Raw genomic sequence first — 26,726 nt, 5'->3', positions numbered from 1 at the left:
CTTCCGAATTCGCGCACGGCCGCAGCACCGCATCGATTGCGGGCCGCAGTGCCGACGTAGCAAGGCACCGTCACAGGATACCATGCGCGGCGATTTGCGGTCAAACCGAAGGAGCGATAAATCCGCTATCTTGGGATGAGGAGGATCTGTCCGGCGTGGAGCTTGCTTTTCGGGTTCAAGTGGTTGATTTGCGACACGCGATACGCTGATTCGGCGATATCGCTGCCCGGCGCCGCCGATCGGGCGACGAGGCCCCAGACGGTGTCGCCTGACGCCACGGTCACGTGCGCGTAGCTCACCTGCGTGGACGTGTAGACGCGAGCTCCCCAGACCACGGGCAGGGCGAAGATCACGACGAGGGAGAGAAACTGGATGAGCGGAATCAGGGTCGTCCGCGACGAGTTGTGGCGTTGTAGCATGGAAGCCGTTCCCTCCGGCAAGGCCGATACGAACATACGTTTGTCGGCCTAATCTTATCGCCGGGTGGGGAAGCTGTCAAGAATTATTCGAACAAATGTTTGCAAAATCTGACCCTGTATGGTACGATGCTCTGTGCGCGACGGTCGGCCTAGCGACCGCCGTACAATATCGTCACCCTCTGTCCCGTTTGGCGACAAGGTGAGAAGGCGGTAGATATTCGTGGATCGCAAGACGACGCCGCGTCAACAAGCCATCCTAGACACCATTCGTGATTTTCGCCGCGAGCACGGCTACCCGCCGTCAGTACGTGAGATCGGTGAGCGCGTCGGCCTCTCATCCAGCAGCACCGTGCAATGCCACCTCCGCACGCTCGAGAAGAAAGGTCTGATCAAGCGCGATCCGACCAAGCCCCGCGCACTCGTCTCAGGCAATGAGTCGCGAGAAGAAACGCTGTCTCTGCCTGTCGTCGGCCGCGTCGCCGCCGGCTGGAACTACGAAGCCATTCAAAACGTCGACGAGCGCATCAGCGTGCCGGCGCACTTCGCAAAGAATTCGGGATCGTTCATGCTCCGCGTCAAGGGCGACTCCATGGTAGACGCGGCCATCCTCGACGGCGACCTCGTCGTCGTCAACCCGCAGCCGGTCGCGGAGAACGGCGACATCGTCGTCGCGTATCCCGACGACACGCAAGGCGGCGACTGGGAAGCCACCATCAAGACATTCTATCTGGAAAATGGCAGAGTGCGTCTCCAGCCCGAGAACAAATTTATGGAGCCGGTGTACACCACGAAGGCCAAAATCGTCGGCAAAGTGACGGCGCTCATCCGCAAATTGTAAATCGGTCGTAGCAGGGCAAGCATCGCTTGCCCTCTATAATATAAAGGTCCGCCCTATATTTTCCCTGGAATCCCTCGCTCGATGAAACCATCAATCGCGATCACCGTCGGCATGGATGAAGCCGCGGCGCGCGACCATTGGGCCACCTATCGCCACGCCGTCGAACAAGCCGGCGGAGAACCGACGCTCGTCTACGGAAATTTCACGCCCGAACAAATCGCGACGATCATCTCGGAGTACGACGGCTTGCTGCTTCCGGGCGGCGGCGACGTTTCGCCGGATGAATACGGCGGCCGGCCGCATCCGTCGATCGATCAATCGTCTGCCGATCGAGACACGCTCGAGCTGGAGGCGGCTCGCGTCGCAAAGCGCGAGGGCATACCGACGCTTGCGATCTGCCGCGGCTGCCAAGTGGTCAACGTCGCGCTCGGCGGCACGCTTTTTGAAGACATCGAAGATCTTTACGACTCCGCGGACGGCCACGCGGTCGAACATCAGCAGACTCCCGGTCACTCGCGCCAGGAACCCACGCATCCCGTCGATATCCAGACGAACTCCGCGCTCGCGCAGGTCGTCGACGCCGTTTGCATCGAGACGAATACGATGCACCATCAAGCGTTGCGCCGCGTCGCGTACGGGTTGCGCGTCGTCGCCAAAGCGCGCGACGGCACGATCGAAGGCGTCGAAGCGGACGGACATCCTTTTTACGTCGGCGTGCAGTGGCATCCAGAGGAACTCGTCGGACGCGACGAGCCGAGCCGGCGTCTGTTCCGCGCGCTGGTCGAGCACGCGGCCGAGCGCGCTCGGGTGCGCGCCAAAACAACCACCGCCGGGTCCGCGTAGGACCGTCGCGCATTGAGCGTCGGCCGCATCGGCCGATTCGAGCAGGCGGTGGCCGCGCTAGAGCAGCGGTTCTTTCCCGCGCTTCGCCGCGCCGCCGACGAGCCGCACATGGCGGCCGTGCGCGAGGCGATCGGCCCGTCGTTTGCCGCCCTCGTCGCGGTGACGGCGGTCGCTTGGGGAGTTGGGCACGGAGCAGACCTCACGACGTCGTTCTTCGCGGCATACCGCGCAGGTTTCGGCGCGATGGGAGTGGCGCTCGCCGCTTTTCTCGCCGAACGTCTCGCGCGCACATTCGGCTACGATCGCGCTCTCGCCGTCGTCCTGAGCTTAGGCGCGTTCTACATCTCGTTGCCGGCGGAATCGAGGCTGCATCCGTGGACTGCGATCGTGCAGATCGCGTCGACGAGCATTTTCCTCGGGCTCATCGTGGCGCTCGTAACCGCTCAATGCCTGCGCATCGCCTATGGGCTGCTGCCGCGCTTCGAGGCGGCGGCGGCGGCGACCGCAGCATCTGCAGCCTTATTCGTTCTGCCGGCAGCGGCAGGCTTCAGTCTTGCCAACTTGCTCTTGCCGATCATCAAGCCGTTGGTCGCGGTCGGCGACACGTTACCCGGGCTCCTCATCGTCGTGCTGCTGCAAACGCTGCTCTGGTGCGCCGGCGTGCATGGTCCCGCGTTTCTTTCGGCGATCATCACGCCGGTGTATCTGCATGCGCTCGATCAGAACAGCCAAGCATACTTGAACCATCAGACGCCCCCGCACATCGTCACGATCGCGCTCGCGGTATTCTATTTCCCGGGCGGATCGGGCGCGACGCTTTCACTGGCGCTGCTCATGCTGCGTTCACGCGTCGCCCGGCTCCGCAAGCTCGCGCTGGCCTCGCTCGTTCCGTCGCTCGCTAACATCAATGAGCCGCTGATCTTCGGCATGCCGCTCGTCATGAATCCAACCCTCGCGTTGCCGTTCGTCGGAGTGCCGCTCATCCTCGCCACGTTGACGTACGCCGCGATGGCGTTCGGATTCGTCGACAAGACGGTCTTCTGGATACCGCCCATCAATCTGCTGCCGGCATTCGTCAGCGCATGGATTCTGACCGGGCGCGACTGGCGCGCCGTCGTCTTGATCGCGGTGAACGTCATCATCGGCGCGATCGCGTACGCGCCGTTTCTGCGCTCGTTCGAATCATCCATCAGCCGCGAACCGGAACAAGCCGAAGAACTCGTCCGTTCGGCCACGGCGATCCGCGAGCACGAGCTCGAAGTGGAGCGCCATCCCGAACGGCTTCTCGGCGACACCCACGATGATCGATAGGCTCCGCGCCGCGATTGCCGATCTCGACGTCGGCAAACGGGTCGGCAATGCGGCGGAAGCGGCAATCGAGCGCGCGCTCCCGGCGTGGCGCGAACGCGAAGAACAAGCATTCGCCGTATTTTCGAAAGTGCGGCGCGCGTTTGCCAAAGCCGATCTGCACGACGGTCACTTGGCGGGCACGACCGGTTACGGTTATCACGATCGCGGACGAGAAGCGTATGAGCGGCTTCTAGCGGACGTCATGGATGCTGAAACCGCGCTCGCGCGCATTCAGCTTGCAAGCGGCACGCAGGCGATCGTCGCCACGCTCGCCGCCTTGCTCGCACCGGGCATGCGGTTGCTCAGCGCGACGGGCCGACCTTACGATACGCTGCGGATGTCGCTCGTCGATCATCCGCGCGGCCTGTGCAGCCAGGGGATCAGCTATGACGAGGCGCCGTGGACATCGGGAGCACGGCCCGCGACCGCCGATCTCGTCGCCGCCCTCGATCGCGCGCCTGACGTCGTCTTCGTGCAGCGATCGCGCGGCTACGCCGTCCGTCCGTCGCTCGACATCGCTTCGATCGAATGGCTCGTACACTCCATCCGTGAGCGTGCGCCGAACGCCGCTGTCATCGTTGACAATTGTTACGGCGAACTTGTGGAGCCGCTCGAACCGTGCGCAGTCGGCGCCGATGCCGTGGTCGGCTCGCTTATCAAGAACCCCGGCGGCGGTTTAGCGGAATCCGGGGCCTATGTAGCCGGCTCGAGAGCGATCGTCGATCGCGTCGCCGAGCGCGTTTTCGCGCCGGGCTTGGGCGCAGCCGTGGGACCGACCTTGGGCGCGATCCGCTCGCTGCTCGCCGGACTTCACCGTGCCCCGCGCGCAGTCGCCGAGAGTTTGAAGATCATGGACTTCATCGCCGCCTTGTTCGCCGAGTTGGGCTACAGTGTGGATCCCGAATGCGGCGCGACGCGCACAGACACGATCCAAGCGCTGCGGCTGGGCTCACCGGAAAAACTGTCGGCGTTCGCGCGCGGTCTGCAGCGCATGTTGCCCGTCAACGCGCGCGTTACGCCCGTGCCTGGCGCGGTGCCCGGTTATGCAGATCCGGTGCTGATGGCCGACGGCGCTTTCGTCTCGGGCTCAACGATGGAGCTGTCGTGCGATGCGCCGGTGCGCGAACCTTTTGAAGTGTATGTGCAGGGCGGCCTGGATTCAAGCCACGGACTTCTCGCAGCGATAAGCGCCGCCAACGAAGTTGAAGCGACCGGTTAAAGTTCCGGCCGCTGCGCAGATGCTTCGAAGGGCTGCATGATCCGGCCGCGCGGAGGTCCCTCGCATCGCGGCGGTTGCGGCTCAGTGCCCCCGCCGCCTCGATATTCGCGCTGCAGCTGGTCGATCTCGTTCTGCTGCCGAGCGAGCTGCCTTTGGAGCGCGGCGATTTCCGAGTCGTCTTGATCGCCGAAACAATAGTTGGAATCCGGCGTTTGGAAGGCGACCGGCTGCGTTGCCTCATCGCTCAGCGGCCAGGCAGATGACTGCGACGCAAACGGGTCTTCTTGCTCCAACGCGCCATAGCCCGAGTAGCCCGAAGTGCTGTCGATCGGCGATGTGAAGTCCATCATAGTGATGCGGTCACTCCCGTACGTTTTGTGCTGATCGTTTGGCGCTATCACCTGCGTATTCGCGCTGGGCAAGTGGCGGCCTAAACGGCAGGCGCTTGCGGCCATCGCGAGAATACTAGGCCGCATGAACGGTGAGCTGAGCAGGCGCCAATACGTCCGCGTGGCCGTCTCATTGCCGGTCGAATTTTCGCTTGAGGGAGAGCCGCAGCCGCACGACGGTTCGGTGTTCGACCTCGGCGCAGGCGGCATGCGCCTCGTAGCATCGTACGATCTGCCGCCAAGAGCGGCGGTCGGCCTCAAATTCCACCTCCCCGGAACTGAACGCACGGTGCAGGCCAAGGGCCGAGTCGTCTTGAGTTTCTTCGCGCGCAACGAGCAGAAGTTCCATCACGGCATCGCGTTCACGTCCATCGATCCGGGCGATCGAAGCGCGATCGCCGGATTTGTCGAGACCCAAGACTCGCAGCGCCGCGCGTAGATCGTAAACGACGTTAACGAGGGCCGACTGGCGTCGGCCCCCTTCAATAAAAAAGGCGGACCATAAAGGTCCGCCCTACATTTGTGTTGGTCAGTCGCCGCGCGATTCACCCATAAAGCCGTAGAAGTAGTATTCGCAGCCGTCGGTCATCGTGACGACAACCCGCGTCTCTTCGTATGATGCGCGCACGACTTGTTTGCCGGCCATCGTGTCGAGGATGCCCTGCGCAAAAACGCGCTCAGCTTCCCGAAGCGCTTCCGGATCTATTTCCAGTATGTCGGATTCGTGAATCTGGCTCACGCTCGGGTCATCCACAGCAATATACAACTCCGGCGCTTCAGGTGGTCGCCTTCTCTATACAGTTTCGGCCGCTTCGGACGATAAACTTAGGCTCGTCACCGAATAAGACAGCCGCGGGAGGCAGGCTGCAACCCACCGAAATCGCAGGTCCGTATGTATGAGCTCGAAGCGATGAACGGCCCACAGGACGGCAAACGGTGGCCGTTTTCCCGGGACATCATTATCGGCCGCGACGCCGAAGGCGCCGCGCTGCCGACCGATCGTGCGGCATCTCGGTCTCACGCTCGCGTCAGCATTGAAGATGAGAACCTCGTCGTAGCGGATCTCGGCAGCCGCAACGGCACAATCGTGGACGGGGCCGCGATCGAGTCCGCCACGCGCATCGCGCTGGGCCAGCCGTTCATCGTAGGCCGAACGATGCTCTGCATCCGCAAGTCAACCGACGACCTGAAAGCGTAGTCCACAAATGCCCGTCACCATCAACACGTTTTTCGAGAAGAAGAAGCGCCGCGAGAAGATCGCCGTGCTCACCGCGTACGACGCCCTCGTGGCGGCGATGGTGCACGCGGCGGGCGCAGATGCGATCCTCGTCGGCGATTCGGCCGGCATGGTGTTCGGCGGCCACGATACGACGCTGCCGGTGACGATGGACGAGATGCTCTATCACACGCGGTCGGTCGTGCGCGGAGCGCGAGGAGCATTCGTCATCGCCGACATGCCGTTTCTCTCCTATCAATGCGGGCACGACGACGCGGTGCGCAATGCCGGTATGTTTCTCAAAGAGGCCGGCGCGCATGCCGTCAAGATCGAGGGCGGCAGTGATCCGGCGTTGGTAGCACGTCTCGTGGCGACAGGCATACCCGTGATGGGGCACCTCGGCCTGACACCCCAGTCCGTCCACGCTCTTGGAGGCTTCCGCGCGCAGGCCAAGACCGCCACGGCGGCGGCAACGCTCATCGAAAACGCGCGCGCGATCGCCGATGCGGGATGTTTCGCGATCGTCTTGGAGTGCGTGCCCAGTGCCGTCGCCGAGTGCGTGACGGAAGCGGTCGCATGCCCCACGATCGGCATCGGCGCAGGCGCAGGCTGCGACGGCCAGGTGAGCGTGATCAACGATCTGCTCGGTTTGTCGACCGGATATCTGCCCAGACATGCCAAGCGCTACGCGCATTTCTACGATGACGGTCTCAAAGCGTTGCGACAGTACATAACGGACGTTCGCAGCCTCGCCTTCCCGGGCCCGGAAAACGAAGTGGAAACGGCGCAGCAACGCACGCAAAAGACGAAGAGCGTGTCCGTCGACCCCTCGACGCCATAGCGCGTGAAGGTCGCTCGTTCCGTCGCGCAGGCGCGCGCCGAGCGCGCCGATTTGCGCGCGCCAGTCGGGTTCGTGCCCACGATGGGTGCGCTGCACGCCGGCCACACGTCGCTTGTGGAGCGCGCGCGCGCCGAATGCGAATCCGTCGTTGTTTCGCTCTACGTCAACCCGTTGCAGTTCGCGCCCGGCGAAGATTTCTCGCGCTATCCGCGCACGTTCGAACGCGATGCCGCTCTGTTGGAAGCTGCGGGCGCGGATCTTTTGTTCGCACCATCGGACGAAGAACTCGTCGGAGCTAACGCGCCAACGGCTGTGGAGGTCGGCGCGATCGCCGCTCATCTGGAAGGCGAGCGCCGCCCCGGTCATTTTCGCGGCGTGGCCACCATCGTGCACAAACTCTTCGATGTCATCAGGCCGCAACGCGCGTACTTCGGTCAGAAGGACGCACAGCAGCTTGCCGTTGTGCGTCGCATGACAGCCGAGATGGATCTGCCGGTCGAGATCGTCCAGTGCCCGATCGTGCGCGACTCCGACGGTCTCGCACTCTCATCGCGCAATGCCTATCTAAGCGATGAGGAGCGCCGCGAAGCGGTGCGGCTCTCGCGCGTTCTTCGTACGATCGCAGATGGTCTTCGCGACGGACGGCGCGACATCGCCGCGCTCATCCGCGAATCGCTCCCCGATTTGGCGCCGCTGCGAAACGACTACGTGGCGGTCGTGGATTCCGGCGCATTCGAACCGCTTGAGTTCGCGCCCGCCGGCGCGGAGCTGCTTGTCGTCGGTGCAGCCTACTGCGGTGCGACGCGTCTCATCGATAACATGGAAGTGCGTACGCCGTAGGAGGGCCGGTCTGATGGGCCGACTAAGCAACCGCACCCACCCATGAGCACACCTGAAAAAAAAACCAGCCTCGCCGGCCGGACCATCCTCGTCGGCGTTTGCGGCGGTATCGCCGCTTACAAATGCGCTGGAGTGGTCAGCAAGCTGCGCCAGGCGGGCGCCGACGTCCACGTGATCCTGACCGACCCGGCGCGCAAGTTCGTCACGCCGCTTACGTTTCAGGCCGTCTCCGGCAATGATGTCCACACTGAGATGTTCGACGCGGGGACGGCGTGGCAGGTCGCTCACATCACGCTGGTGCGCAAATCGGAACTCTTCCTCGTCCTCAATGCCACGGCGAACACGCTGGCCAAGCTTGCCCACGGCATCGCCGACAATCTGCTCACGACGTGCGCGCTCGCGACGCGCAATCCCATCCTTGTGGCACACGCGATGAACACGGCCATGCTCGAGGCCGAGGCCACCCAGAATAATCTTGCGACTCTTGCCAAGCGAGGCGTGGAGTTCGTCATGCCGGCCGCCGGATTCTTGGCGTGCGGCGAGTTCGGCGACGGTCGCCTCGCGGATGAAGATGCGATAGTACGCGCCGCGATTCGCGTCCTCGGGCGCGGCGCGAGCATGACGGGGGAGCGCGTGCTGATCACGGCCGGGCCGACGCGCGAGTTCCTCGACCCGGCGCGCTTCCTGTCCAATTCCTCCACCGGCAGGATGGGATACGCGCTTGCGGATGAAGCGCGCCGACGCGGCGCTGCCGTCACGCTTGTGAGCGGGCCGACGGAGATCCGCGTTCCGCCGGAGGTACGGATCGTGCGCGTCGTCTCGGCGCGCGAGATGCATGCGGCAGTCCTCGAAAGCTTGCCCGATTCGTCGTTGTTCATCGGCGCCGCGGCTGTGGCGGATTTCCGGCCGGCGATCGAATCAGCGGAAAAGGCGAAAAAGCGCGACGCAGACCTGCATGTGGAGCTCGCGTCGAATCCGGATGTCATCGCCGACGTCGCGCAACGGCGGCCGCCGGGCTGCTTCGTCGTCGGATTCGCCGCCGAGACAGACGATCTCGAGAACAACGCGCGCGAGAAGCTTGCTCGCAAAAAGTTGGATTGCATCGTCGTGAACCGCATCGGACGCAACGGCGGTGCGTTTGCCTCTACGGAGAACGAAGTAAGGATTTTTTGGCCGGGCGGCGAGCAGGACGTGCCGCGCGCGTCAAAGGCGGACGTCGCGGGAACGATCCTCGATCGCATCGTCGCTCTTCGGCGTCGCGGCTGATCCGTGCTGCTCACGCTCGACATCGGGAACTCGAATATCAAGTTCGGCCTCTTCGAGAGCGAAGGCGAGCACGCGGGCGCGCTTGCTCACACGTGGCGCTCCGTCACCGATCCGCGTCAGACGGGCGACGAACTCGCCGCACTCGTGTACGGCATGCTTGCCGTGCGCGGCGTGCAGCCGTCTGTGGTCGAACGTGTCGTGGTCGCGAGCGTCGTGCCCGAGCTCTATCGCGCGGTTTCCGGCGTGGCCCAAAGCTATTTCCACTGCCGCGCGGAGTTCATCTCGGCGGCGCGGCAGTCTATCGTGCCGGTGCGAACGCAGCGCCCCGCCGAGCTCGGCGCCGATCTCATCGCCAATGCGATAGCCGCGCTGCGCAAATACGGCGCGCCGCACATCGTGGTCGGCTTCGGCACCGCGACGACGTACTCAGGGGTGGATTCGAACGGCGCTTTTGCGGGCGCTGCGATAGCGGCCGGCATCGAGGTCTCGGTCGACGCGCTCGTCGCGCGAGCGGCGAAATTGATGAGCGTTCCGCTCGTACGGCCGGCCGCTGCGCTCGGCACGGACACTTCGTCGGCGCTGCAGTCGGGCATCATCTTCGGCTTTGTCGGACAGACGGAGTACCTCGTCGCGAAGATCGCCGCCGAGCTCGGCGGCAAGCCGACGGTCATCGCGACCGGCGGGCTGGCAGAGCTCGTCGCGACGAACACGAAGTGCATCGACCACGTGGATGAAAGCCTGAGCCTCCACGGTCTCTACATCTGGGCTACAACCGGATCTTCTCAACGGGCTTCTGAAGGGGCCGACGCTAGTCGGCCCAACCATGCGAAAGCTTTGGAAAGAACTGAATGAGTTCACAGAAAGTCTCCATCGCGGCGTTCGCCGGTTCGCTGCGCAAGAAATCGTTCAATCGAGGTTTGCTGCGCGCCGTTGTCGCGCTTGCGCCCGCGGATGTCGAGATCCGCGTCATCGACATCGACGACGTACCGCTTTTCAACGCGGATCTGGAGAGCGAGACGAATCCGCTCCCGCCCGTGAAGCGCTTGTGCGATGCGATCAAAGATGCCGACGCGCTGCTCGTCGTATCGCCGGAATACAATTATTCGATGCCGGCCGTCACAAAAAACGTCTTGGACTGGGCGTCTCGAACCGACGGCGTGCTCGACGATAAGCCCACCGCGCTCATGGGCGCGTCGCCAGGCCAATTCGGTACGGTGCGCTGTCAGCTTCACCTGCGGCAGGTCGCCGTCGAAAATAACATGCACGTGCTCAACGAACCCGAACTCTACATAATGCGGGCTCGGACCAAATTCGACGAGAACGGCGACCTGACGGACGAGGAGACGAAGCAGCGCGTCGTCGCGCTGCTCGAAGCGCTGGCCGCATTTGCGCGCCGGCTGAACCCGGGCAAAGGGCAAAGCGCCCCTTCGTGATCCCTGTATTGATCGGTGCGAAGTGGGAGCGCTTGCAGCGAGAGACGTTGCCGGTCTTTAATCCCGCCACGGCCGAGGAGATCGAACGGGTGCCTTTGAGCACCGGCGCGGACGTGGATCGCGCGGTCGCTGCGGCTGCAGCAGCATTCGAAGATTGGAGCCGCACGACGGTCATGGACCGCCAGCGGCTGATGTTCGCCTACAAAGCACTGCTCGAAAAGCATGTGGACGAACTTGCCGCCATCATCACGCGGCATCACGGCAAGACGCTTGCCGAAGCGCGCGGCGAAGTTCGGCGCGGCATCGAAGTCGTGGATTTTGCCTGCGCGGCGACGACGATTTTGCAGGGCCGAACGTTGCGCGAAGTCGGCGCCGGCGTGGATCAGGACTGCTATCGCTATCCGGTCGGCGTCGTCGCGGGGATCACGCCGTTCAATTTTCCGGTGATGATTCCACTGTGGATGTTTCCGCTCGCGGTGGTGTGCGGCAACACGTTTGTGCTCAAGCCGTCGGAACGGACGCCTCTCGGCGCCGTACGTCTAGCGGAACTCTTCTCGCAGGCCGGCTTTCCTGACGGCGTGCTCAACGTCGTTCATGGCACGTCCGAATGCGTCAACGCGCTGATCACGCACGACAGAGTTGCCGCCGTTTCGTTCGTCGGATCCGAAGCCGTCGCATCGCACGTGTACCGCGAAGCGGCGCGAACCGGCAAGCGCGTGCAGTCGGCCGGCGGCGCGAAGAACCACATCTTCGTGATGCCGGATGCGGACATCGCAAGCGCGATTCCGTCCATATTGAACTCGGCGTTCGGCAACGCGGGAGAGCGATGTCTTGCGGGCAGCGTCGCTGTGGCCATCGGTTCTTCCGGCAAGCCGCTTCTTGCGGCGTTGACGGAAAGCGCGGAAAAACTTGTCGTGGGTCCGGGCGATCGCGAAGGCGTGGACATCGGCCCGCTCATCCGCGACGAGCACCGCACCCGCGTCCTGGACCACATCGCCAAAGGCGTCTCAGACGGCGCGCGCATTCCGGTGGACGGCCGCGGCTACGTCCAGCAGCCCGGTTACTTCGTGGGACCGACGGTTCTCGATGGCGTCACCCACGAGATGGCGGCCGGACGCGATGAGATCTTCGGCCCCGTTCTCTCGGTCGCGTATGCCGATTCGCTCGACGAGGCGATCGCGCTCGCCAACACATCGGCATACGGCAACATGTCGGCGATCTTCACATCCAGCGGCGCGTCGGCGCGGCGCTTTCGCGATACGGTGCAGGCCGGCATGGTCGGCGTCAACGTCGGCACGGCGCAGCCGTTCGGCTTCTATCCGTTTTCGGGCTGGAAGGGCTCGTTCTACGGCGACCTGCACATGCAAGGTCAGGACGCTGTGGAATTTTACACGCGCAAGAAGATGGTCATTTCACGCTGGTAGCACTACGTTATGGGGATGAGATGCACGCTACGGCCGGCTTCTCACCGAACTTCGCACCGAGATCCGTGAGGTACGTGCGAATCGAACCGGAGTAGCCGAACACGTACTTCGTCAGAAACCTGAACACCGGATTGTAAATGTGGCCTTGTTCGTTGATCGCGACTCGCGTTTTGTTTTCGCCGCGTTGTCCGGATTTGCCCACATTAAATACCCAGTTGCCGTCGAATCCGAGTCGAGGATCGAACGGGATGTCGCGGACTAGCTGTCTACCTGAGGCGTAACCCAACCTGTTCGTGTACAGGGTCAGTTCCTGGCCGCTCTTGTATGTCTCGCGCCAAACCGTGGTGGGTCCGGAACCCGAGACGAGCGTGACGCTCCGTAGCTCCGGCCGCCATGACGCAGACGATCCGTCGTCTGCGATAGCGCCGAAGAGGGCGTCGGACGGCGCAGCGATGTCGGCCGCGCACTTGGTCGAATGCCAGATGGGAATGGTCGTGCCGATCCCCGCCACAGTCAAAAATACGAACGCGAAAAAAAAGAACAGGGTCCCGACCCAGCGCCAGAATGTCTTCACTCAGGCTTGATCTGCGGCGCATCCAAGGCGATCGCCGTCATCATGCGCACGCCGGCTTCGAGGCAGCGTTCGTCGATCGCGAAACGCGCATTATGGTGAGCGACCGCCGTTTCGGGTCCGCTTTGCGATCCGAGGAAGAAGAAGCAGCCGGGCCGCTGCTCGAGCATGAACGAGAAATCCTCAGCGCCCATCGTCGGCTCGAACGGCACGGATCTCGATTCGCCTAACGTGCGCGCTGCAAGATCGCGGATGTATGCGGCCTCCGTCGCGTCGTTGACGGTGACGGGATAGCGCCACAGGTACTCGTAGTCGTACGTGGCCCCGGCGCCCTCGCAGCAGCCCTTGAGGACGCGTTCGATCTTCGGCTTCATCTGAGCGCGAACGTCGGCGTCAAAAGCCCTTACGGTGCCCAACAGTCTGACATTATCGGGGATGACGTTGTGAATGGTGCCGCCGTTGATCGCGCCGATCGTCACCACCGCTGGCTGGATCGGATCCACGCTCCGGCTGACAATCGATTGAACGCTCGTGACGAATTGCGCGGCGGTCAAGACCGGGTCCACCGTCTGGTGCGGTGCAGCACCATGACCTCCGCGCCCGTGAATCGTGATCTCGATCGAATCGCTCGACGCCATCGCCGGACCCGGTTTCACAGCGACGACTCCCACCGGATATAAGGAAGCAAGATGGAGACCGTAGACGCGTTCGATATGCGGGTCGGCAAGCACGCCGTCTTCGATCATCGCCTTCGCGCCGCCGCGGCCTTCTTCAGCCGGCTGGAAGCAGAGCACGATCGTGCCGCACAAAAGATCGCGGCGTTCCATGATCATCTCGGCCGCGCCCAGCAGTATCGCCACGTGTCCGTCGTGGCCGCAGGCGTGCATGGTTCCGCGATTGACGGAAGCAAAGCCCACCTCGCTTCGCTCTTCCACCGGCAGACCGTCCATGTCCGCGCGCAGCAAGATCGTGCGCCCTGGTTTGCGCGTGCGAAGTATACCGACCACGCCGGTCCGACCGATGCCGGTCCGGACTTCGTATCCGAGCGCCTTGAGCCGCTCGGCGACGATGCCCGCGGTCCGAACTTCTTCGAATCCCAACTCGGGATGCATGTGGAGATCGCGGCGCACCGAGACGACGTCATCCATCAGACGCGCGGGTACGTCGAGCACGTCGCTCGGCATCACGTTATCCTTTCCGTGCCCTCAAGGCAGCGCAACTTCGCAGTCGCCCGGCGCGCATCATGCCAGGCGGCCAGATGGTCAAAGCCGAAACGGCGAATATCATGAAACCCGCTCCGCCGCTGCGCATTGCCGGCATCGAGATGTCGCCGCCGATCGCGCTCGCTCCCATGGCGGGCGTCACAAACGCGCTCTTCCGCAAATTGTTCAAACCGTTCGGCTTTGGATTGACGGTGAGCGAGTTCGTCTCGGCTCAGTCGCTCGTGCGCATGAACAAGCGCACGCTCGAGATGATCGACGTCTATCCCGAAGAGCGCCCGACTTCGGTGCAGCTCCACGGCAATGATCCAGCGGTGATGGCGCAGGCTGCGGCCTTTGTCGAGGAGTGCGGTGCGGACATCGTCGACATCAACTTCGGCTGCCCTGCGCCGAAGATCGTGAAAGGCGGCGACGGCGCCGCGATCCTGCGCGATCCCGATCTTGCCGTCGCGATCTGCGCCGCGGTTCGCAAGGCCGTCAAGCGCGTACCCGTCACGGTGAAGATGCGCCTGGGCTGGGAGCGCGACAACTTTACGTACTTGGAGATCGCAAAACGAGCCGAGGCAGTCGGCATCGATGCGTTCACGCTCCACGGGCGCTACGGCAAACAATTCTACAAACCGTCGGCGGACTGGTCGTACATAACGCGTTTGAAAGAGACCGTGAGCGTGCCGGTGATCGGCAACGGCGACATCGCAAGCGCCGCGGACGCGCTGCGCTGCTATGAAGAATCCGGCGTCGACGCGGTGATGATCGGCAGAGCCGCGCTCGGCAACCCATGGCTCATCCGCGGTATCGCCGCTGCGATGGCGGGGGAACCGCTGCCCGGACCGCCGTCCGTCGAAGAGCGGATCGATTTCGCGCGCGCACACCTCGACGCGATGGTCGAGCGGTACGGCGAGAAGTCCGGCGTGTTCCAAATGCGCAAACATTTGGCGTGGTACATCCGCGGCATCGCTGGTGCGTCGGCCCTGCGCGAGCAGATCAATCATACGCCCGACGCGGACTCCGTGCGCGAATTGCTCGCGACGGCGCGGACGCGGCCAGCGGTGACGGTCGGCACTGAGGACGCGATGGAGGTCGCCGTGTAGCCGTTGCGGTAGGCATTCGTCCCGCGGTGAGCAGCGAGTGTAACAAGCAGGACCGCACTTCGATATACGTACCTGACCGCGCAAAAGCAAGCTGGTACTAGCGATAGGAGCTCGAAAAGTCGATCATGGATATCAATCCGGTTCCCTTGCCTCCGGGTTCGCCTACCGTCTCAACGACGACGACCGGCACGCCGCCTCCCGCACCTGGTCCGCTCGGTCATCCGGCGACCGTCGGCGAAGCGCTCAACAATCTCGCGATGCACATACCGGGCTTTGCGGGATACAAGGCTGCAGAAGATCGCCGCATCGCCGACAAACAGATGCGCGCCGTCATCGGCGAGCATATCAGCGCGGTCAAAGACCGCCTCGATCGAGTCGTCGATGCACTATCGCGTTCGGGAAAACTCGACAGCCTCGCGCTCATCGATCAGAGCAGCCGCAAGCTCGAGCGTCTCGCGGATCAAATGCGCTTCGCCGACTACGGTTATAACGCCGTGTTCGACCACGTGCAGATCGGCGATGCTCAGCTCATCCAGATCTACCAATACGACGCCGCGATCATGAACGAAGTCTCGAAATTCGACGGCGCCGCGACGGCCGTGGAGACGGCCGGTACCGACCCGGATCGCCTGCGCGCCGCATTGACGTCGCTCGATGCGCTCACGGCCGATTTCGACCGGCGTTTCCAAGGACGCAAGCACCTGTTCGACGGCCTTCCGACTCCGTAACCGCCGTAGTTCGCTGTTCAGAAGGGGCCGACTGGCGTCGGCCCCTTCTTATCGTAGAGGTCGGGCCTACATCATACGCATAACGAGCGCGGCATGACCGCTCTCGCGATGCTGCGCTCACTCACAGGCGATCAGCGCAAGACGTTCACGGCGAGCTTTCTCGGGTGGACGCTCGACGCATTCGACTTCTTCCTTGTCACGTTTGTCGTCGCGCGCATCGCCGGCGACTTCGGCCGATCAATCCCCGAGATCGCTTTTGCGATCACGATAACGCTGATGCTGCGGCCGCTCGGTGCGCTCATCTTCGGCTGGTTCGCGGACCGTTTCGGGCGACGCATGCCGCTGATGATCGACATCGGCCTGTATTCGCTGCTCGAACTCCTGACTGCGTTCGCGCCGAACTACTGGGCATTCATCGGTCTGCGTGCGCTCTACGGCATCGCGATGGGCGGCGAATGGGGCGTCGGCGCCGCGCTAGCGATGGAGGCGCTGCCCGCGAAATCGCGCGGCTTCTTCTCGGGCGTCTTGCAACAGGGCTACGCGACGGGATACCTCATCGCCGCGATCGTCTACTTTCTTGTCTTTCCGCATTTCGGCTGGCGCGGCATGTTCATCGTGGGGACGCTGCCGGCGCTTCTGATCTTCTACATCCGCGCGCACGTGCCGGAATCGGCGGTGTGGAAGGAGGGCGTGGCGCGCGTCGGACCGACGGCGGGCCTTTGGCGGAGCGCCCTCGCCAACGCACCGCTCTTCTTATACGCGATCGTCTTGATGGCGGCGTTCAACTTCATGTCGCACGGCACGCAGGATCTCTATCCGACCTTCCTCGAGAAGCAACGTGGCTTCAGCGTCGGACAAGTCTCGCTCCTCACGATCATCATGAACGTCGGCGCGATCCTGGGCGGCACGCTTTTTGGCGGTCTATCGCAGCGTTTGGGCCGACGATATTCGATCGTCATCGCGGTCGCGCTTGGCGCGTGCGTCATTCCGCTATGGGCCTTTGCGCCGAGCGCGGCGTTGCTCGGCGTGGGCGGATTCTGCATGCAGTTCATGGTGCAAGGCGCGTGGGGGATCGTGCCCGCGCACCTCAACGAACTCTCGCCTCCCACGGTGCGCGGTACGTTTCCCGGTTTCACCTATCAAATGGGGAATCTCATCTCCGCCGGGGCTGCGCAGTGGCAAGCGATGCTCGCTGCGCGCTTTCCATCAGCTGGCGGCGGGGCAGACTACGCGCGCGTGCTTGCGATCGTCGCGCTCGCCGTCTTCGTCGCCGTCGGTGTGCTTACGGCCGTTGGGCCCGAGGCCAAAGATCGAGAGTTCGCCGCTAGAACAGAACGTTAGCGACCGTAGCGACCCCGCCATCGAGCGACATCCGGCGTAGCGCATTGTTGCCGCCGTCGATCACGAAGATGGAATCGCTCTTGGGATCAAACGCAAGCGCTGTTGGATAACAGAACGACGCGGCCGACCCCACGCCGTCCTTCAAACCGCATGAACCGTTTCCCGCGAGGGTATTCACATCGCCGTCAAGCGAAACGCTCCGAACTGCGTGATTGAACTCGTCGGCGACATAGAGCATATGGTGTTTTGAGTCGTATGCGATGCTCATCGGGTAATCGAACCGCGCGTTCTTTGCGTTGCCATCCAAGAGCCTGCCGACGCAGTCAGGATACCCCTCGAGCCGTTCGCATGAACCGGCTAGTGTAAAGACGGTCCCGTCACGGTGGATGCCGCGAATCTCGTTGTTTCCCGTATCGGCGACGAAGAGCACGTCGTCTTCAGCATCGTACGCGAGTCCGTTTGGTTGATTGAAGCGGGCCACGGACGAAGCGCCATCGACATCGCCGCCCTGGCACATCTGAGGATCTGCATCGTTGATGGTGCCGTCCACCAAGTTCTCGCAGCGGCCGGCAAAAATCGCGGGTTTGCCAGCGGAGACGCGGTAGACGATATTCGCGTACGGATCAGCCGCGAAGACCCGTCCTTGACCGCGGTCAACTGCCAGCCCGACGGGATTCCAATCGTAGGAAGTGAGCATAGAAACCGCGCCGCTCGTGAAAGGGACTGAATATAGATCCGACTTCTCAAACACGTTGTGCGGGGGCGTCGTCGCGATGAGGGCGATTGCGCTCGCTGCGATTGTATACGGAACGGTATATGCGGCCAAGCCTTGGGGCGGCCCATCCGGTCGCTTGAAGAACCAAGGAGTCGCACTTCCATCGCTGCCAAAGCTTCCGGATTTCGTACCATTTGAAAAGTAAACGACCCCGGATAGCGGGTCAAACGCGATGCTTTGGATTCCGCTCCATCTGAATGAGTCGGGAAACTCGCTGGTCAGAAAGGCGGGTAGCGACGCAAGCGTGCTCGGCGCGATGGTGATGCTCGGCGGAGCCTTATCTTTGATCAGCCACGTCGGCAATTCAACGGTTCGGCTGACTCCGACCGTCATGACGAGGTCGTAGCGTCCGTTCGGCGCGCACCGCACATACCCGACGCCGGTAGCGGAGTTCCATGCCGGCCAGCCGACGAAGGCTTGGTATCCTGCCGTCGGTCTGCCGACGTCGAGCTTTTGATCCGGTACTGAGGCGCGCCATACGACTTTGTCGGACTTACGAATGACGAGTATCTCTGAGGGCAGCGAGCCGTCGCCTGCGGTCGCGACGAGAATCACAAATCGGCCGTCCGGGGACAGACGTATCGAAGTGGCGCAGACACCCACATCGGCACCGCAGGAGCCTGCATCCGACCGAACCTCGATGCCTCCGGTGCGGTAGCGGTAATAGTCATCCGGTTGAAATCGAAGCGTTCCGGAATTGGCCGCAAGCCAAGCGGAAGCAGAAGGTTCCGACAAGGGCTCCAGACGATGACATATCGCCGCGTCATTGCCGGGCGCGGGATTCGCCACGGCGAGAACGACGGTGACAAACAACCCGCCCAATCCTATTCCCATCGTCTGCTCCATCGAGCCCTTACAGCTACAAGCGGGACAGTTCCGCTGGGCGATTGAAACTCTTGCCGACGCTATAAGTATCCAATCGCGGAGTCTTTTGACCAGCGCCACGCGCGCATGAGGAAGTAGAAAACATGGCACTCGGACTGTCCGTCATCGAGTTCTTCGACAACACCGGGCAGCAGATGGTGCATCGCTGGCCTGAAACTGGATCCACTGATATAAAGTGGGGTAGCCAGCTCATCGTTCAGGAGAGCCAGGCCGCGGTGTTCTTCCGCGACGGCAAGGCGCTCGACACGTTCACGCCCGGCCGCTACACGCTCTCGACGCAGAACCTGCCGCTCGTCACAGGCTTGCTATCGATCCCCTTCGGCGGCACGTCACCGTTCCAAGCCGAAGTCTACTTCGTCGGGATGCAGGTCTTCACGAACCTGCACTGGGGCACGGCCGAACCGATCCTGTTCCGCGACGCCGAATTTTCGATGGTGCGCCTGCGGGCGTACGGCGCGTTCAGCGTGCGCGTCAACGATGCGCAGCTGTTCGTCAACAAGATCGTCGGAACGCAGAACGTCTACACGTCCGAAGCGTTGCAGAACTTTTTCCGCAACATGATCCTGGCGCGCTTGAACAACCTGCTCGGCGAAACCGTCAAGAGCCTGCTCGATCTTCCGCAGCAATACGATGCGCTCTCCGCGGCGACGAAGGCGCGCATCAAAGATGACTTCGGTCAATACGGCGTGGAGATCGTTGACTTTCTTATCAACGCGATTACGCCGCCGGACGACGTGCAGAAAGTCATCGACGAACGCACCGGTATGGGCGTCGTCGGCAATATGAATCAGTACATGCAATTCAAAGCGGCGCGCTCGGTTGAAGACGCGGCGCAGAACCAGGGCGGCTCCGCCGGTGCGATGGCCGGTCTCGGCGTCGGCGCCGGACTCGGATTTGCGATGCCCGGGATGATCAATCAAGCGCTTCAGTCGGGCGCAGCTCAGACCGGCGGAACGACACCGGCGGCAGCGGCGCCGCCCGCAACGGCCACGATCGCGTGTCCGAAGTGCGGCGCGAAGAACGCGCCTGGTGCGAAGTTCTGCAGCGACTGCGGGGCAGCGATGGTGCAGACCGTCGCATGTCCGTCGTGCAAAGCGCAGAACCCGGGCGGCGCAAAGTTCTGCTCGGAGTGCGGCACAAAACTCGCAGGCTGACCGCCAACGTTTCTGAAGGGGCCGACGTGGTCGGCCCCAGCGATCATAACGTGGGCCGACTAGCGTCGGCCCCTTCACTTAGTCTTCAAAACGGGGCGCGATTTTTTAACTTTGCACCACGCCTTGCGCCACTCTGCCCGGCGGCGCTCGTCCACGCGCCCCTCGGCTTCGAGCACAGCCGACGCCACCTGCATAGCGCGCGTGCGAACAGCCACGCGTTTGACGTAGGCCGCCGCGACGGCCGCATCGTGCTGCTCGCCAAGGATGTCTTGAAGGCGCGCGAGCCGGCGTGCGAACCGGGTCATGTCGGACCCGAGCACGTGAGCTGCGGCGTCAGCGACGTAGCGGCAGCGGCGAACCTGGATGCGCAAGCGGTGTAGTTGGACGTCGGTCGGGCGGCGTTTCGTTTTCTTCACCGCAGACTTGAGGTCGTGCCACGGTTTGGCGATGAGCTCGGGAACCACTTCGCGCGCAGCGACCGTGCCGTCACGCGTCAATCGCGGATGCGCCGCAGCCACGACCAATTTTTCAAGCAGGCGCGCATAGCGCGGCGCCTTCAGCACGCGACGCACGCTCTTATACTTCGCATCCGAACCCTCGTGCAGCGCGGCGATCAGACGCGCCCGTTGCGCCGCAAAGGGCCCGTCGAGACTCGCGGCACGCGCGCGCAGCCGCTGCACCAACACATCGGCGTCGCGAGCCGCTCCTAAGACGTTGCCGAGCCATTCGAGATCGGCTCGCAGCCGGTTGGCCCACGCGCGGTCCAGAAGCGGACGGAATACTCGCAGCGCCGAGCGGATCCGCCGCGCGGCCACGCGGGTGAGGTGCAGGGGTTCCGGCCCGAGTCCCAAGCGGATGCCCGCGTCGTTTGCGACGAGCGTCGCCGTCTGCACCGCGAGTTCCGCACGCAAGAGATCCGCCGCGCTGCTATGCGGGCTCAGATGCGGGCTGCGGAGTTCGGGCGTGAGCGGTCCGGACGCACCGAGCACGCGATGGATCTTCGACTCGAAGACCTGCGCCCCGGCGCCGAGCGCCTGCAAACGGCGCACGACGTCGAACAGCACGGACGAAGACCCGTGCGGCGCGAGTTCGACCTCGAGCTCGCGAAATTCCATCGTCGCGCCGGTGGAAAGCTGCGCCGAGACGCGATCATCGGCGACTTCGGCCAGCGCCGCGCCGCCGGCACTCGCAAGCGTCACAGTCCGCCGCTCGGTGCGCAATGTCGCGACCGCGCGCAACCGCCGCGTGCGCGCGTATGCCGTGGCGAGATCCACGAGCGCTGCAGGCGGCGTGCGCGGGCCAGCGATGACCGTGTGCTCGGCGCGAGCGAACTCGCCGCGTTCGGAGACGTCGGGGAGTTTGAGCGTCCAGCGGTCGCCGGTGCGATAGCGCAACGAACAGCCGGCGCGGGCGAGCCTGCGATCGGTCGTGTCGAAATAGCGCGAGTCGAAAGCGGTGGTGGCGATCTTCGATACGCGATATCCGCCGCCAAGGCGCGCGATCGTCTCGAGCCGGAATGCCGGCGGTGCTTCGAGCTTGACCTCGCGTTCGAGCATCAGCGCCGCGTCAAGAAGTCGGTGAGGAGCGTATCGAAGGCCGCCGGGTTTTCCATCTGGGGAAGATGGCCGGCCCCCGGTACGACGGAAACCGATCCGCATGTTGCGATGTGCTCCGCGAGCTCGTCGCTCAACGGGCGCGGCGTGACCGTATCGTATTCGCCCCAGACGACGAGCGTATCCACGTCGATGCGCGGCAAGAGAGCGCGATAATCGCCGCTCCATGTCGCACTCGTCGACGCTTTGTAGATCGCAAGCGGAATAGAGATCATGTCGGTCTGGGCGCGGGCGATCAGCGATTCGGGAGCGCCGTTCACGAATAGACGCGGCGCGCGAGTCGTCGCAAATCGCTCGATGCCCAACTCGTCGAGCGTCTTCAACCGATCGGGAATGCTTTCGGCACCGCCTGGAAAGTAGGCAAACGAATCCACGAGCACGAGTTTACGGACGCGTTCCGGGAACGTCCGAAAGACTTCTAGCGCGACGACGCCGCCGAGCGAATTGCCGCAGAGCACGGCGCTTTCGATTCCGGCGGCATCCATCACCGCGATGACGTCGCGGGCATACGCTTCGCGCGAAATCGCGCTGGGCTCCGGAACGTCGGACTTGCCGTAGCCGCGATAGTCGAGCGCGAGGCAGCGGAAGGCGCCCGAGAGCGACGCCATCTGCTCCGACCAGCACGCGCTCGTGGCGCCGACGCCGTGCAGGAAGACCACCGGAAGACCGCTGCCGCGGTCTGAATATGAGATGTGCAAGCCGTCGCTTGCGGCGGTGTTCGCCATGGCGTGCGCAGTTCGCGCGGTGCGCGGGCTGCCCTTTCCGCGATAGCGTAAGAGGTCAACGACGAAGCACGCACGGAAAGAATCGGCATGGCCGAACTCACCGATCATGATCGAACGACGCTTTTCGACCGCGTGTACGCGGATTACAAAGAGTACGTCAATCCGCCGCTCGCTCGCTTCATGAAGGTCGCGGGATCGCCGGTCGAGGCGCACGCGTCGGGCTGCCGCGTCTGGGATACTGACGGCAAATCGTATCTGGATTTCTGCGGCGGGTACGGCGTGTTCACGCTCGGGCATAGCCATCCAACCGTCGTCGCCGCGGTCAAAGAGCAGCTCGACCGCATGTCGCTATCCACGCGCGTGTTCTTCAACGAGCAGATGGCATCGCTTGCGCGCGAACTTGCCGCCGTCGCACCCGGTGATCTCGAGATCAGTTTTTTCTCGAACAGCGGCACCGAAGCGGTGGAAGCGGCGTTGAAGATGGCTCGTCTCTCGACGAAGCGCGTCCACATCGTCTCGACGCAGAACGCCTACCACGGCAAGACGATGGGCAGTCTGACCGCGACCGGTCGCGACGTCTTCAAGGATTCATTCCAGCCGCTCGTGCCGGAATTCGAACACGTGCCGTTTGGCGACCTCGCCGCGCTCGATCGCGCGTTGCCCGGCGCCGCCGCGTTCATCGTCGAGCCGATCCAATGCGAAGGCGGCGTGATGATCCCGCCCGACGGCTACCTGCGCGGCGTGCGCGATCTCTGCGATAAGCACGGCGCGCTGTTCATCGCCGATGAAGTGCAGACGGGTCTCGGCCGCACCGGCTATCTCTGGGGCGTCGATCACGAAGATGTCGTGCCGGACATCATGACGATCGCGAAGGGCCTTTCCGGCGGCGTCGTGCCGATCGGCGCAACGATCTCGCGACGCGATGTCTGGATGCATGCGTTCGGCAAATCACCGCTCGTGCACACGTCGACGTTCGGCGGCAATCCGCTCGCCTGCACGGCCGGCCTTGCGGCACTACGCGTACTGCGGGAAGAACGATTGGTCGAACGATCGCGCGAGATGGGCGAATACTTGCTTGCCAAAGCAATGGAACTGCGCGCCCGCATGCCCGACGTGATCGCGTCGGTGCGCGGTCGCGGACTCGTGGTCGGCGTGGAACTGGTGAGCGAAGGCTACGCCGGGGTGATCATCCCCGAATGTCTCAGGCTTGGCATGACGGCGGCGTACACTTTGAACCAGCAGCGCGTGATCCGCCTCGAACCGCCGCTCATCGTGTCGCGGGCGGAGATCGACGAGGGAATGGCGATCTTCGCACAGGGAACCGCGTTGGCCAAGGAAAAACTCGGAAGACTGGCTTGCTAGCGGGTTCCGTGCGGATGGCCATACCGGTCGAGTTTACCTCGGCCGCCTTGTTTCTTGTGCCGGAGGAGCTTCGCGCTTCGCCGGACCGAAAGGCGAAGTGACTGCGCGCGATGCCGTACGTCCAAACTGAGATCGACATCGCCGCACCGCGCAAGGCCATCTACGAGTTGGCGAAAGACATGGAGCGCTACTCGGAATTCATGCCCGATGTCGAGTACGTCAAAATACTGCGCCGCGAAGGCAACAAGACCGTGACGCGCTGGAAGACGTTGGTCGAAGACGCGCCGATCGAATGGACCGAAGAAGACATCTTCGACGACGAGCGCACGCGCATCGATTACCGGCTCACCGAAGGCGACCTGGACAAATTCGAAGGCGCCTGGACGTTTGAGGAGCGCGACGGCATGACCCACGTCGTGCTCGGCGTGGACTACGATTTCGGTGTGCCGACGTTGGCCGAGCTCATCGGACCGATACTCCAGAAGAAGGTCGAGGAGAATTCGCTCATGATGCTGCGCGCGCTGAAAGCCAAGAGCGAAGGGCCGGGGCGTTCGGCTGGGTAATCTCTAAGCCTGCTCGTTCGAGGGTGACACGCCCGTTGCGCAAGTTCGGTTTTCTCATTCACCCGCTGTCGTATGACGACGTACTTCGCTACGAGCCGAAGGCCGTCGGCAAAGGCATGCCGCTCATCAAGAAGATCCTCGAGTGGATGCCCGCGTACAAGGCCTCGCACATCACCGGCGTCCGCAGCCTGACCGGCGAGGAGATCGAAGGCTTTTTCATCGCGACGCCGCTCCTCCCGGAACAGTGGCTGGAATTGCCGCGTGAAGCGGCGATGGCGCGCGTCGTCGCGGGAGCAAAACTGGCGGCGCAGCTCGGCTGCGACATCGTCGGTCTCGGCGGCTTCACGGCGGTGGTCGGCGATGGCGGCGTCACGGTCGCAGAGAATTGCCCCATCGCGGTGACAACCGGCAACTCGTACACGATCGCTTCGGCGATCCAAAGCTTGCTGCGCGGCGCGCGTGAGATGGACATCGATCTTGAAAACGCCCACGCGGCGGTGATCGGCGCGACGGGATCCATCGGGTCGGCATGCGCGCAGATCATCGGCAACAAGGTCGCGCGGCTCACGCTCGTCGCGCGCAACGCGACGCGTCTGAAGAACCTGCGCAACGCGATGCAACCGCACGTCAGCGCGGCGCTCGACTGCACGGTCGACGTAGCGGCGGCCGTGCGCAGCGCCGACATCGTGCTGACGGCCACCGCGGCCACCTCCACTATCGTGGAGCCGGAAGATCTGCGACCCGGCGCCGTCGTGTGCGAAGTTTCGCTGCCGCACGACGTCTCGCGGCGCGTCGCTACGGAGCGGCCGGACGTGCTCGTCACCGAAGGCGGCAACATCCGCGTCCCCGGCGATCCGAACTTCAACTTCGACTTCGGCCTGCCCGACGCCGTCGCGCTCGCGTGCATGTCGGAGACCATGATCCTCGCGCTGGAGAATCGCCTCGAGAACTATTCGCTCGGACGCGGCATCAACATAGCAAAAGTTTTGGAGATTGAACGGCTCGCGACGAAGAACGGCTTCGAGCTAGCCGGCATGCGCGCGTTCGACAAGCCGGTGACGCAGGCGAAGATCGACGCCACGCGAGAGCTCGCCCGTGCGGCCAAGCACGCAGGCATGTCCAACGGTCACGCGCGCGTCGCACCTCCGTCCGCGGCCGAAACAGCAGCCCAATGAAACAGGTGGTCTCGGTGAGCCTGGGATCGTCGACGCGCGATCACCGGGTCGAAGTCGATTGGCTCGGCGAACGATTTGACATACGGCGCGTGGGCTTCGACGGCTCATTGGAACGCGCGATCGCCGCGCTTCACGAGCTTGACGGGAACGTCGACGCGATAGGGCTCGGCGGCATCGATGTTTATCTCTTCGCCGGAGCCAAGCGCTACGCGCTGCGCGACGGCCTGCGCATGCTCGACGCCGTGAAGAAGACGCCGGTCGCGGACGGCAGCGGTCTGAAGAACACGCTCGAGCGCGAAACGGTTCGCTACCTACAAGAGCATGGGATCGTGGATTTCCGCGGCACGCCGGTGCTGATGGTCAGCGCGCTCGATCGCTTCGGGATGGCGCAAGCCTTGTGCGACGCCGGCGCGCAGGTGATGTTCGGCGATTTCATCTTCGCGCTTGGCCTGGACAAACCGGTGACCTCGCTCGCCGAATTCGAAGCGTTAGCCGAGAAGTATCTGCCCGACGCGTGCAAGCTGCCGTTTCAGTTCTTCTATCCGACGGGGAAGAAACAAGAGCGTCCGCCGACGCCGAAATTTCCGCAGTACTTCGAACAGGCAAAAGTGATCGCCGGGGACTTCCATTTCATCAGACAATTCATGCCCGACAATCTCGCCGGCAAAATCGTGCTCACCAATACGATCACGCCGTCAAATGTCGAAGAGCTGCGCGTGCGCGGCGTCAGCACGCTCGTCACCAGCACGCCGTCGCTGGGCGGCCGCTCGTTCGGCACAAATGTGATGGAGGCTGCGCTGCTTGCGCTGCTTGGCAAGCAGTGGAAGGACGTCAGCGCGGACGACTACATGAAAGTCTTGCGCCAGTTAGACTTCAAGCCGCGCATCGAACGTCTCGACCCCGTACGAACCACAGCGACCTAATGCTCATCCACGGGTAAAATCAAGAGGCGGATCGCTTTGCATGACAGCGCGCGAATTTGATAAGTATAAGCATGAGGCCGTCCACTTGTTGGCTTCAAAGAATGAGGCGCTTTCCGAGCGCTTCGGGATTTTCAGGTTCGGCGATTACTATTACGATCTCGACAAAGGTACGGTCGTGTTTTCGTCCCTTGCACAGGACAACCAAGTAGTAGCGACCATTCAAGCAGCTGGGTCCATTTCAAAGAGATCTTCAACCTGGCTGTGGGCGTGGGCCAACGACAGTTTGCCGGTCGACATCTACAAAAGTCTGATCGGCGTTCGGGAATTCGGCCGCGCGAACGGTCTGAGCATTCTCACCCAGCCAACTTGCGTCGCATCGGAGTTCACTGGTTGGGAATTGACTTCCGTGGCCGCACGGATAGTAGATGCCCGCGGCATCTACAGATTCCCCTCGGAGAAGTCGGAGCTTTTTGTCTTGCTAACGGACATATGTGCGTCGACGGAATAGGTTAGACAGAGTCG

At 63.2% G+C, this 26,726-nt stretch carries 29 protein-coding genes; 21 read left to right on the top strand and 8 right to left on the bottom strand.

Annotation, left to right across the window (positions count from 1 at the left end; all coding sequences use genetic code 11):
- Positions 1 to 125: 125 nt before the first annotated feature.
- Positions 126 to 419, bottom strand: coding sequence for a LysM peptidoglycan-binding domain-containing protein (locus VKT51_10635; GenBank protein ID HLJ84618.1), 294 nt, complete (start codon positions 417 to 419; stop codon positions 126 to 128).
- Between the two features lie 220 nt (positions 420 to 639).
- Between VKT51_10635 and lexA the strand changes: the two genes are divergently transcribed.
- From lexA to VKT51_10615, 4 genes are all read left to right on the top strand, one after another.
- Entirely contained in the window at positions 640 to 1,257 is a 618-nt protein-coding gene (gene lexA, locus VKT51_10630) for a transcriptional repressor LexA (protein HLJ84617.1), read from the top strand.
- 81 nt (positions 1,258 to 1,338) lie between these two features.
- Positions 1,339 to 2,100 carry a gamma-glutamyl-gamma-aminobutyrate hydrolase family protein gene (locus tag VKT51_10625; protein HLJ84616.1) on the top strand — a complete coding sequence of 254 codons (762 nt, stop codon included), beginning with the start codon at positions 1,339 to 1,341 and terminating at the stop codon, positions 2,098 to 2,100.
- A 12-nt stretch (positions 2,101 to 2,112) separates the two neighbouring features.
- On the top strand, positions 2,113 to 3,411 hold the full coding sequence (locus VKT51_10620) for a PTS transporter subunit EIIC (protein HLJ84615.1): 1,299 nt from the start codon (positions 2,113 to 2,115) through the stop codon (positions 3,409 to 3,411).
- Positions 3,401 to 4,669 carry a methionine gamma-lyase family protein gene (locus VKT51_10615; GenBank protein ID HLJ84614.1) on the top strand — a complete coding sequence of 423 codons (1,269 nt, stop codon included), beginning with the start codon at positions 3,401 to 3,403 and terminating at the stop codon, positions 4,667 to 4,669. The genes VKT51_10620 and VKT51_10615 overlap by 11 nt, the downstream gene beginning before the upstream one ends.
- Here VKT51_10615 and VKT51_10610 read toward each other — a convergent pair.
- Positions 4,666 to 5,091 (bottom strand): hypothetical protein, encoded by a 426-nt coding sequence (locus VKT51_10610; GenBank protein ID HLJ84613.1) that lies wholly within the window; start codon positions 5,089 to 5,091, stop codon positions 4,666 to 4,668. The two genes, VKT51_10615 and VKT51_10610, sit on opposite strands and share 4 nt — an antisense overlap.
- 52 nt (positions 5,092 to 5,143) lie before the next feature.
- Here VKT51_10610 and VKT51_10605 point away from each other — a divergent pair, with 52 nt between their 5' ends.
- Positions 5,144 to 5,497, top strand: a complete 354-nt coding sequence (locus tag VKT51_10605) for a PilZ domain-containing protein (GenBank protein HLJ84612.1) — start codon at positions 5,144 to 5,146, stop codon at positions 5,495 to 5,497.
- A 90-nt stretch (positions 5,498 to 5,587) separates the two neighbouring features.
- On the opposite strand, the gene VKT51_10600 is transcribed toward VKT51_10605, so the two are convergent.
- Complete coding sequence (locus VKT51_10600; protein ID HLJ84611.1) at positions 5,588 to 5,797, bottom strand: hypothetical protein; 210 nt, start codon at positions 5,795 to 5,797, stop codon at positions 5,588 to 5,590.
- 153 nt (positions 5,798 to 5,950) lie between these two features.
- Between VKT51_10600 and VKT51_10595 the strand changes: the two genes are divergently transcribed.
- The 7 genes from VKT51_10595 to VKT51_10565 are packed head-to-tail and all read left to right on the top strand — an operon-like array spanning position 5,951 to position 12,078.
- On the top strand, positions 5,951 to 6,256 hold the full coding sequence (locus VKT51_10595) for an FHA domain-containing protein (protein ID HLJ84610.1): 306 nt from the start codon (positions 5,951 to 5,953) through the stop codon (positions 6,254 to 6,256).
- A 7-nt stretch (positions 6,257 to 6,263) separates the two neighbouring features.
- Positions 6,264 to 7,115, top strand: coding sequence for a 3-methyl-2-oxobutanoate hydroxymethyltransferase (gene panB / locus VKT51_10590; protein HLJ84609.1), 852 nt, complete (start codon positions 6,264 to 6,266; stop codon positions 7,113 to 7,115).
- A gap of 3 nt (positions 7,116 to 7,118) precedes the next feature.
- The gene (gene panC / locus VKT51_10585; GenBank protein HLJ84608.1) at positions 7,119 to 7,955 is read left to right on the top strand and encodes a pantoate--beta-alanine ligase; all 837 of its coding nucleotides are present in this window, start codon (positions 7,119 to 7,121) and stop codon (positions 7,953 to 7,955) included.
- 42 nt (positions 7,956 to 7,997) lie between these two features.
- Positions 7,998 to 9,221, top strand: coding sequence for a bifunctional phosphopantothenoylcysteine decarboxylase/phosphopantothenate--cysteine ligase CoaBC (gene coaBC / locus VKT51_10580; GenBank protein ID HLJ84607.1), 1,224 nt, complete (start codon positions 7,998 to 8,000; stop codon positions 9,219 to 9,221).
- Positions 9,222 to 9,224: 3 nt separating this feature from the next.
- Positions 9,225 to 10,073, top strand: a complete 849-nt coding sequence (locus VKT51_10575; GenBank protein HLJ84606.1) for a type III pantothenate kinase — start codon at positions 9,225 to 9,227, stop codon at positions 10,071 to 10,073.
- Positions 10,070 to 10,654: an NAD(P)H-dependent oxidoreductase gene (locus VKT51_10570; protein ID HLJ84605.1), complete on the top strand. Its 585-nt coding sequence runs from the start codon at positions 10,070 to 10,072 to the stop codon at positions 10,652 to 10,654. The genes VKT51_10575 and VKT51_10570 overlap by 4 nt, the downstream gene beginning before the upstream one ends.
- Entirely contained in the window at positions 10,651 to 12,078 is a 1,428-nt protein-coding gene (locus VKT51_10565) for a CoA-acylating methylmalonate-semialdehyde dehydrogenase (GenBank protein HLJ84604.1), read from the top strand. The genes VKT51_10570 and VKT51_10565 overlap by 4 nt, the downstream gene beginning before the upstream one ends.
- A gap of 7 nt (positions 12,079 to 12,085) precedes the next feature.
- Here the strand turns inward: VKT51_10565 and VKT51_10560 are convergent, their stop codons facing one another.
- Both VKT51_10560 and VKT51_10555 read right to left on the bottom strand, forming a co-directional pair.
- On the bottom strand, positions 12,086 to 12,652 hold the full coding sequence (locus VKT51_10560; GenBank protein HLJ84603.1) for a hypothetical protein: 567 nt from the start codon (positions 12,650 to 12,652) through the stop codon (positions 12,086 to 12,088).
- Positions 12,649 to 13,833, bottom strand: a complete 1,185-nt coding sequence (locus tag VKT51_10555) for a M20 family metallopeptidase (GenBank protein ID HLJ84602.1) — start codon at positions 13,831 to 13,833, stop codon at positions 12,649 to 12,651. The genes VKT51_10560 and VKT51_10555 overlap by 4 nt, the downstream gene beginning before the upstream one ends.
- Positions 13,834 to 13,934: 101 nt before the next feature.
- On the opposite strand from VKT51_10555, the gene dusB reads away from it, so the two are divergent.
- The 3 genes from dusB to VKT51_10540 all read left to right on the top strand — a co-directional run bounded on the left by dusB (position 13,935) and on the right by VKT51_10540 (position 17,029).
- Positions 13,935 to 14,960 (top strand): tRNA dihydrouridine synthase DusB, encoded by a 1,026-nt coding sequence (gene dusB, locus VKT51_10550; protein ID HLJ84601.1) that lies wholly within the window; start codon positions 13,935 to 13,937, stop codon positions 14,958 to 14,960.
- A gap of 125 nt (positions 14,961 to 15,085) precedes the next feature.
- Positions 15,086 to 15,688, top strand: a complete 603-nt coding sequence (locus VKT51_10545) for a hypothetical protein (GenBank protein HLJ84600.1) — start codon at positions 15,086 to 15,088, stop codon at positions 15,686 to 15,688.
- Between the two features lie 93 nt (positions 15,689 to 15,781).
- The gene (locus VKT51_10540) at positions 15,782 to 17,029 is read left to right on the top strand and encodes an MFS transporter (GenBank protein ID HLJ84599.1); all 1,248 of its coding nucleotides are present in this window, start codon (positions 15,782 to 15,784) and stop codon (positions 17,027 to 17,029) included.
- Here VKT51_10540 and VKT51_10535 read toward each other — a convergent pair.
- The gene (locus tag VKT51_10535; protein HLJ84598.1) at positions 17,013 to 18,638 is read right to left on the bottom strand and encodes a hypothetical protein; all 1,626 of its coding nucleotides are present in this window, start codon (positions 18,636 to 18,638) and stop codon (positions 17,013 to 17,015) included. The genes VKT51_10540 and VKT51_10535 overlap by 17 nt on opposite strands.
- A gap of 134 nt (positions 18,639 to 18,772) precedes the next feature.
- Here VKT51_10535 and VKT51_10530 point away from each other — a divergent pair, with 134 nt between their 5' ends.
- Entirely contained in the window at positions 18,773 to 19,843 is a 1,071-nt protein-coding gene (locus tag VKT51_10530) for an SPFH domain-containing protein (protein ID HLJ84597.1), read from the top strand.
- A gap of 74 nt (positions 19,844 to 19,917) precedes the next feature.
- Here the strand turns inward: VKT51_10530 and VKT51_10525 are convergent, their stop codons facing one another.
- Both VKT51_10525 and VKT51_10520 read right to left on the bottom strand, forming a co-directional pair.
- Complete coding sequence (locus VKT51_10525; protein HLJ84596.1) at positions 19,918 to 21,399, bottom strand: CYTH and CHAD domain-containing protein; 1,482 nt, start codon at positions 21,397 to 21,399, stop codon at positions 19,918 to 19,920.
- Positions 21,399 to 22,289 carry an alpha/beta hydrolase gene (locus VKT51_10520; protein ID HLJ84595.1) on the bottom strand — a complete coding sequence of 297 codons (891 nt, stop codon included), beginning with the start codon at positions 22,287 to 22,289 and terminating at the stop codon, positions 21,399 to 21,401. Before VKT51_10520 ends, VKT51_10525 begins: the two co-directional genes overlap by 1 nt.
- On the opposite strand from VKT51_10520, the gene VKT51_10515 reads away from it, so the two are divergent.
- The 5 genes from VKT51_10515 (at position 22,269) to VKT51_10495 (ending at position 26,712) form a co-directional block, all read left to right on the top strand.
- Positions 22,269 to 23,543, top strand: coding sequence for an aspartate aminotransferase family protein (locus VKT51_10515; GenBank protein HLJ84594.1), 1,275 nt, complete (start codon positions 22,269 to 22,271; stop codon positions 23,541 to 23,543). The genes VKT51_10520 and VKT51_10515 overlap by 21 nt on opposite strands.
- A 110-nt stretch (positions 23,544 to 23,653) precedes the next feature.
- Positions 23,654 to 24,106 (top strand): SRPBCC family protein, encoded by a 453-nt coding sequence (locus VKT51_10510; protein ID HLJ84593.1) that lies wholly within the window; start codon positions 23,654 to 23,656, stop codon positions 24,104 to 24,106.
- Between the two features lie 35 nt (positions 24,107 to 24,141).
- Positions 24,142 to 25,281, top strand: coding sequence for an NAD(P)H-binding protein (locus VKT51_10505; protein HLJ84592.1), 1,140 nt, complete (start codon positions 24,142 to 24,144; stop codon positions 25,279 to 25,281).
- Positions 25,278 to 26,204 (top strand): hypothetical protein, encoded by a 927-nt coding sequence (locus VKT51_10500; GenBank protein ID HLJ84591.1) that lies wholly within the window; start codon positions 25,278 to 25,280, stop codon positions 26,202 to 26,204. Before VKT51_10505 ends, VKT51_10500 begins: the two co-directional genes overlap by 4 nt.
- A gap of 40 nt (positions 26,205 to 26,244) precedes the next feature.
- On the top strand, positions 26,245 to 26,712 hold the full coding sequence (locus VKT51_10495; protein ID HLJ84590.1) for a hypothetical protein: 468 nt from the start codon (positions 26,245 to 26,247) through the stop codon (positions 26,710 to 26,712).
- Positions 26,713 to 26,726 lie beyond the last annotated feature (14 nt).

This window comes from Candidatus Eremiobacteraceae bacterium (assembly GCA_035295225.1).
In the GTDB taxonomy this organism is placed as follows: domain Bacteria; phylum Vulcanimicrobiota; class Vulcanimicrobiia; order Eremiobacterales; family Eremiobacteraceae; genus JABCYQ01.
Note: the sequence above shows the minus strand (reverse complement) of the source record. Positions and strands in the feature narration are given on the sequence as shown.

Bases quoted from the DNA above. Each gene is read 5' to 3' on its own strand.
- VKT51_10635 (HLJ84618.1), bottom strand. From the start codon at position 419: ATGCTACAACGCCACAACTCGTCGCGGACGACCCTGATTCCGCTCATC.
- VKT51_10625 (HLJ84616.1), top strand. From the start codon at position 1,339: ATGAAACCATCAATCGCGATCACCGTCGGCATGGATGAAGCCGCGGCG.
- VKT51_10615 (HLJ84614.1), top strand. From the start codon at position 3,401: ATGATCGATAGGCTCCGCGCCGCGATTGCCGATCTCGACGTCGGCAAA.
- VKT51_10605 (HLJ84612.1), top strand. From the start codon at position 5,144: ATGAACGGTGAGCTGAGCAGGCGCCAATACGTCCGCGTGGCCGTCTCA.
- VKT51_10595 (HLJ84610.1), top strand. From the start codon at position 5,951: ATGTATGAGCTCGAAGCGATGAACGGCCCACAGGACGGCAAACGGTGG.
- panB (HLJ84609.1), top strand. From the start codon at position 6,264: ATGCCCGTCACCATCAACACGTTTTTCGAGAAGAAGAAGCGCCGCGAG.
- coaBC (HLJ84607.1), top strand. From the start codon at position 7,998: ATGAGCACACCTGAAAAAAAAACCAGCCTCGCCGGCCGGACCATCCTC.
- VKT51_10570 (HLJ84605.1), top strand. From the start codon at position 10,070: ATGAGTTCACAGAAAGTCTCCATCGCGGCGTTCGCCGGTTCGCTGCGC.
- VKT51_10555 (HLJ84602.1), bottom strand. From the start codon at position 13,833: ATGCCGAGCGACGTGCTCGACGTACCCGCGCGTCTGATGGATGACGTC.
- dusB (HLJ84601.1), top strand. From the start codon at position 13,935: ATGAAACCCGCTCCGCCGCTGCGCATTGCCGGCATCGAGATGTCGCCG.
- VKT51_10545 (HLJ84600.1), top strand. From the start codon at position 15,086: ATGGATATCAATCCGGTTCCCTTGCCTCCGGGTTCGCCTACCGTCTCA.
- VKT51_10540 (HLJ84599.1), top strand. From the start codon at position 15,782: ATGACCGCTCTCGCGATGCTGCGCTCACTCACAGGCGATCAGCGCAAG.
- VKT51_10535 (HLJ84598.1), bottom strand. From the start codon at position 18,638: ATGGGAATAGGATTGGGCGGGTTGTTTGTCACCGTCGTTCTCGCCGTG.
- VKT51_10530 (HLJ84597.1), top strand. From the start codon at position 18,773: ATGGCACTCGGACTGTCCGTCATCGAGTTCTTCGACAACACCGGGCAG.
- VKT51_10525 (HLJ84596.1), bottom strand. From the start codon at position 21,399: ATGCTCGAACGCGAGGTCAAGCTCGAAGCACCGCCGGCATTCCGGCTC.
- VKT51_10515 (HLJ84594.1), top strand. From the start codon at position 22,269: ATGGCCGAACTCACCGATCATGATCGAACGACGCTTTTCGACCGCGTG.
- VKT51_10520 (HLJ84595.1), bottom strand. From the start codon at position 22,289: ATGATCGGTGAGTTCGGCCATGCCGATTCTTTCCGTGCGTGCTTCGTC.
- VKT51_10510 (HLJ84593.1), top strand. From the start codon at position 23,654: ATGCCGTACGTCCAAACTGAGATCGACATCGCCGCACCGCGCAAGGCC.
- VKT51_10500 (HLJ84591.1), top strand. From the start codon at position 25,278: ATGAAACAGGTGGTCTCGGTGAGCCTGGGATCGTCGACGCGCGATCAC.
- VKT51_10495 (HLJ84590.1), top strand. From the start codon at position 26,245: ATGACAGCGCGCGAATTTGATAAGTATAAGCATGAGGCCGTCCACTTG.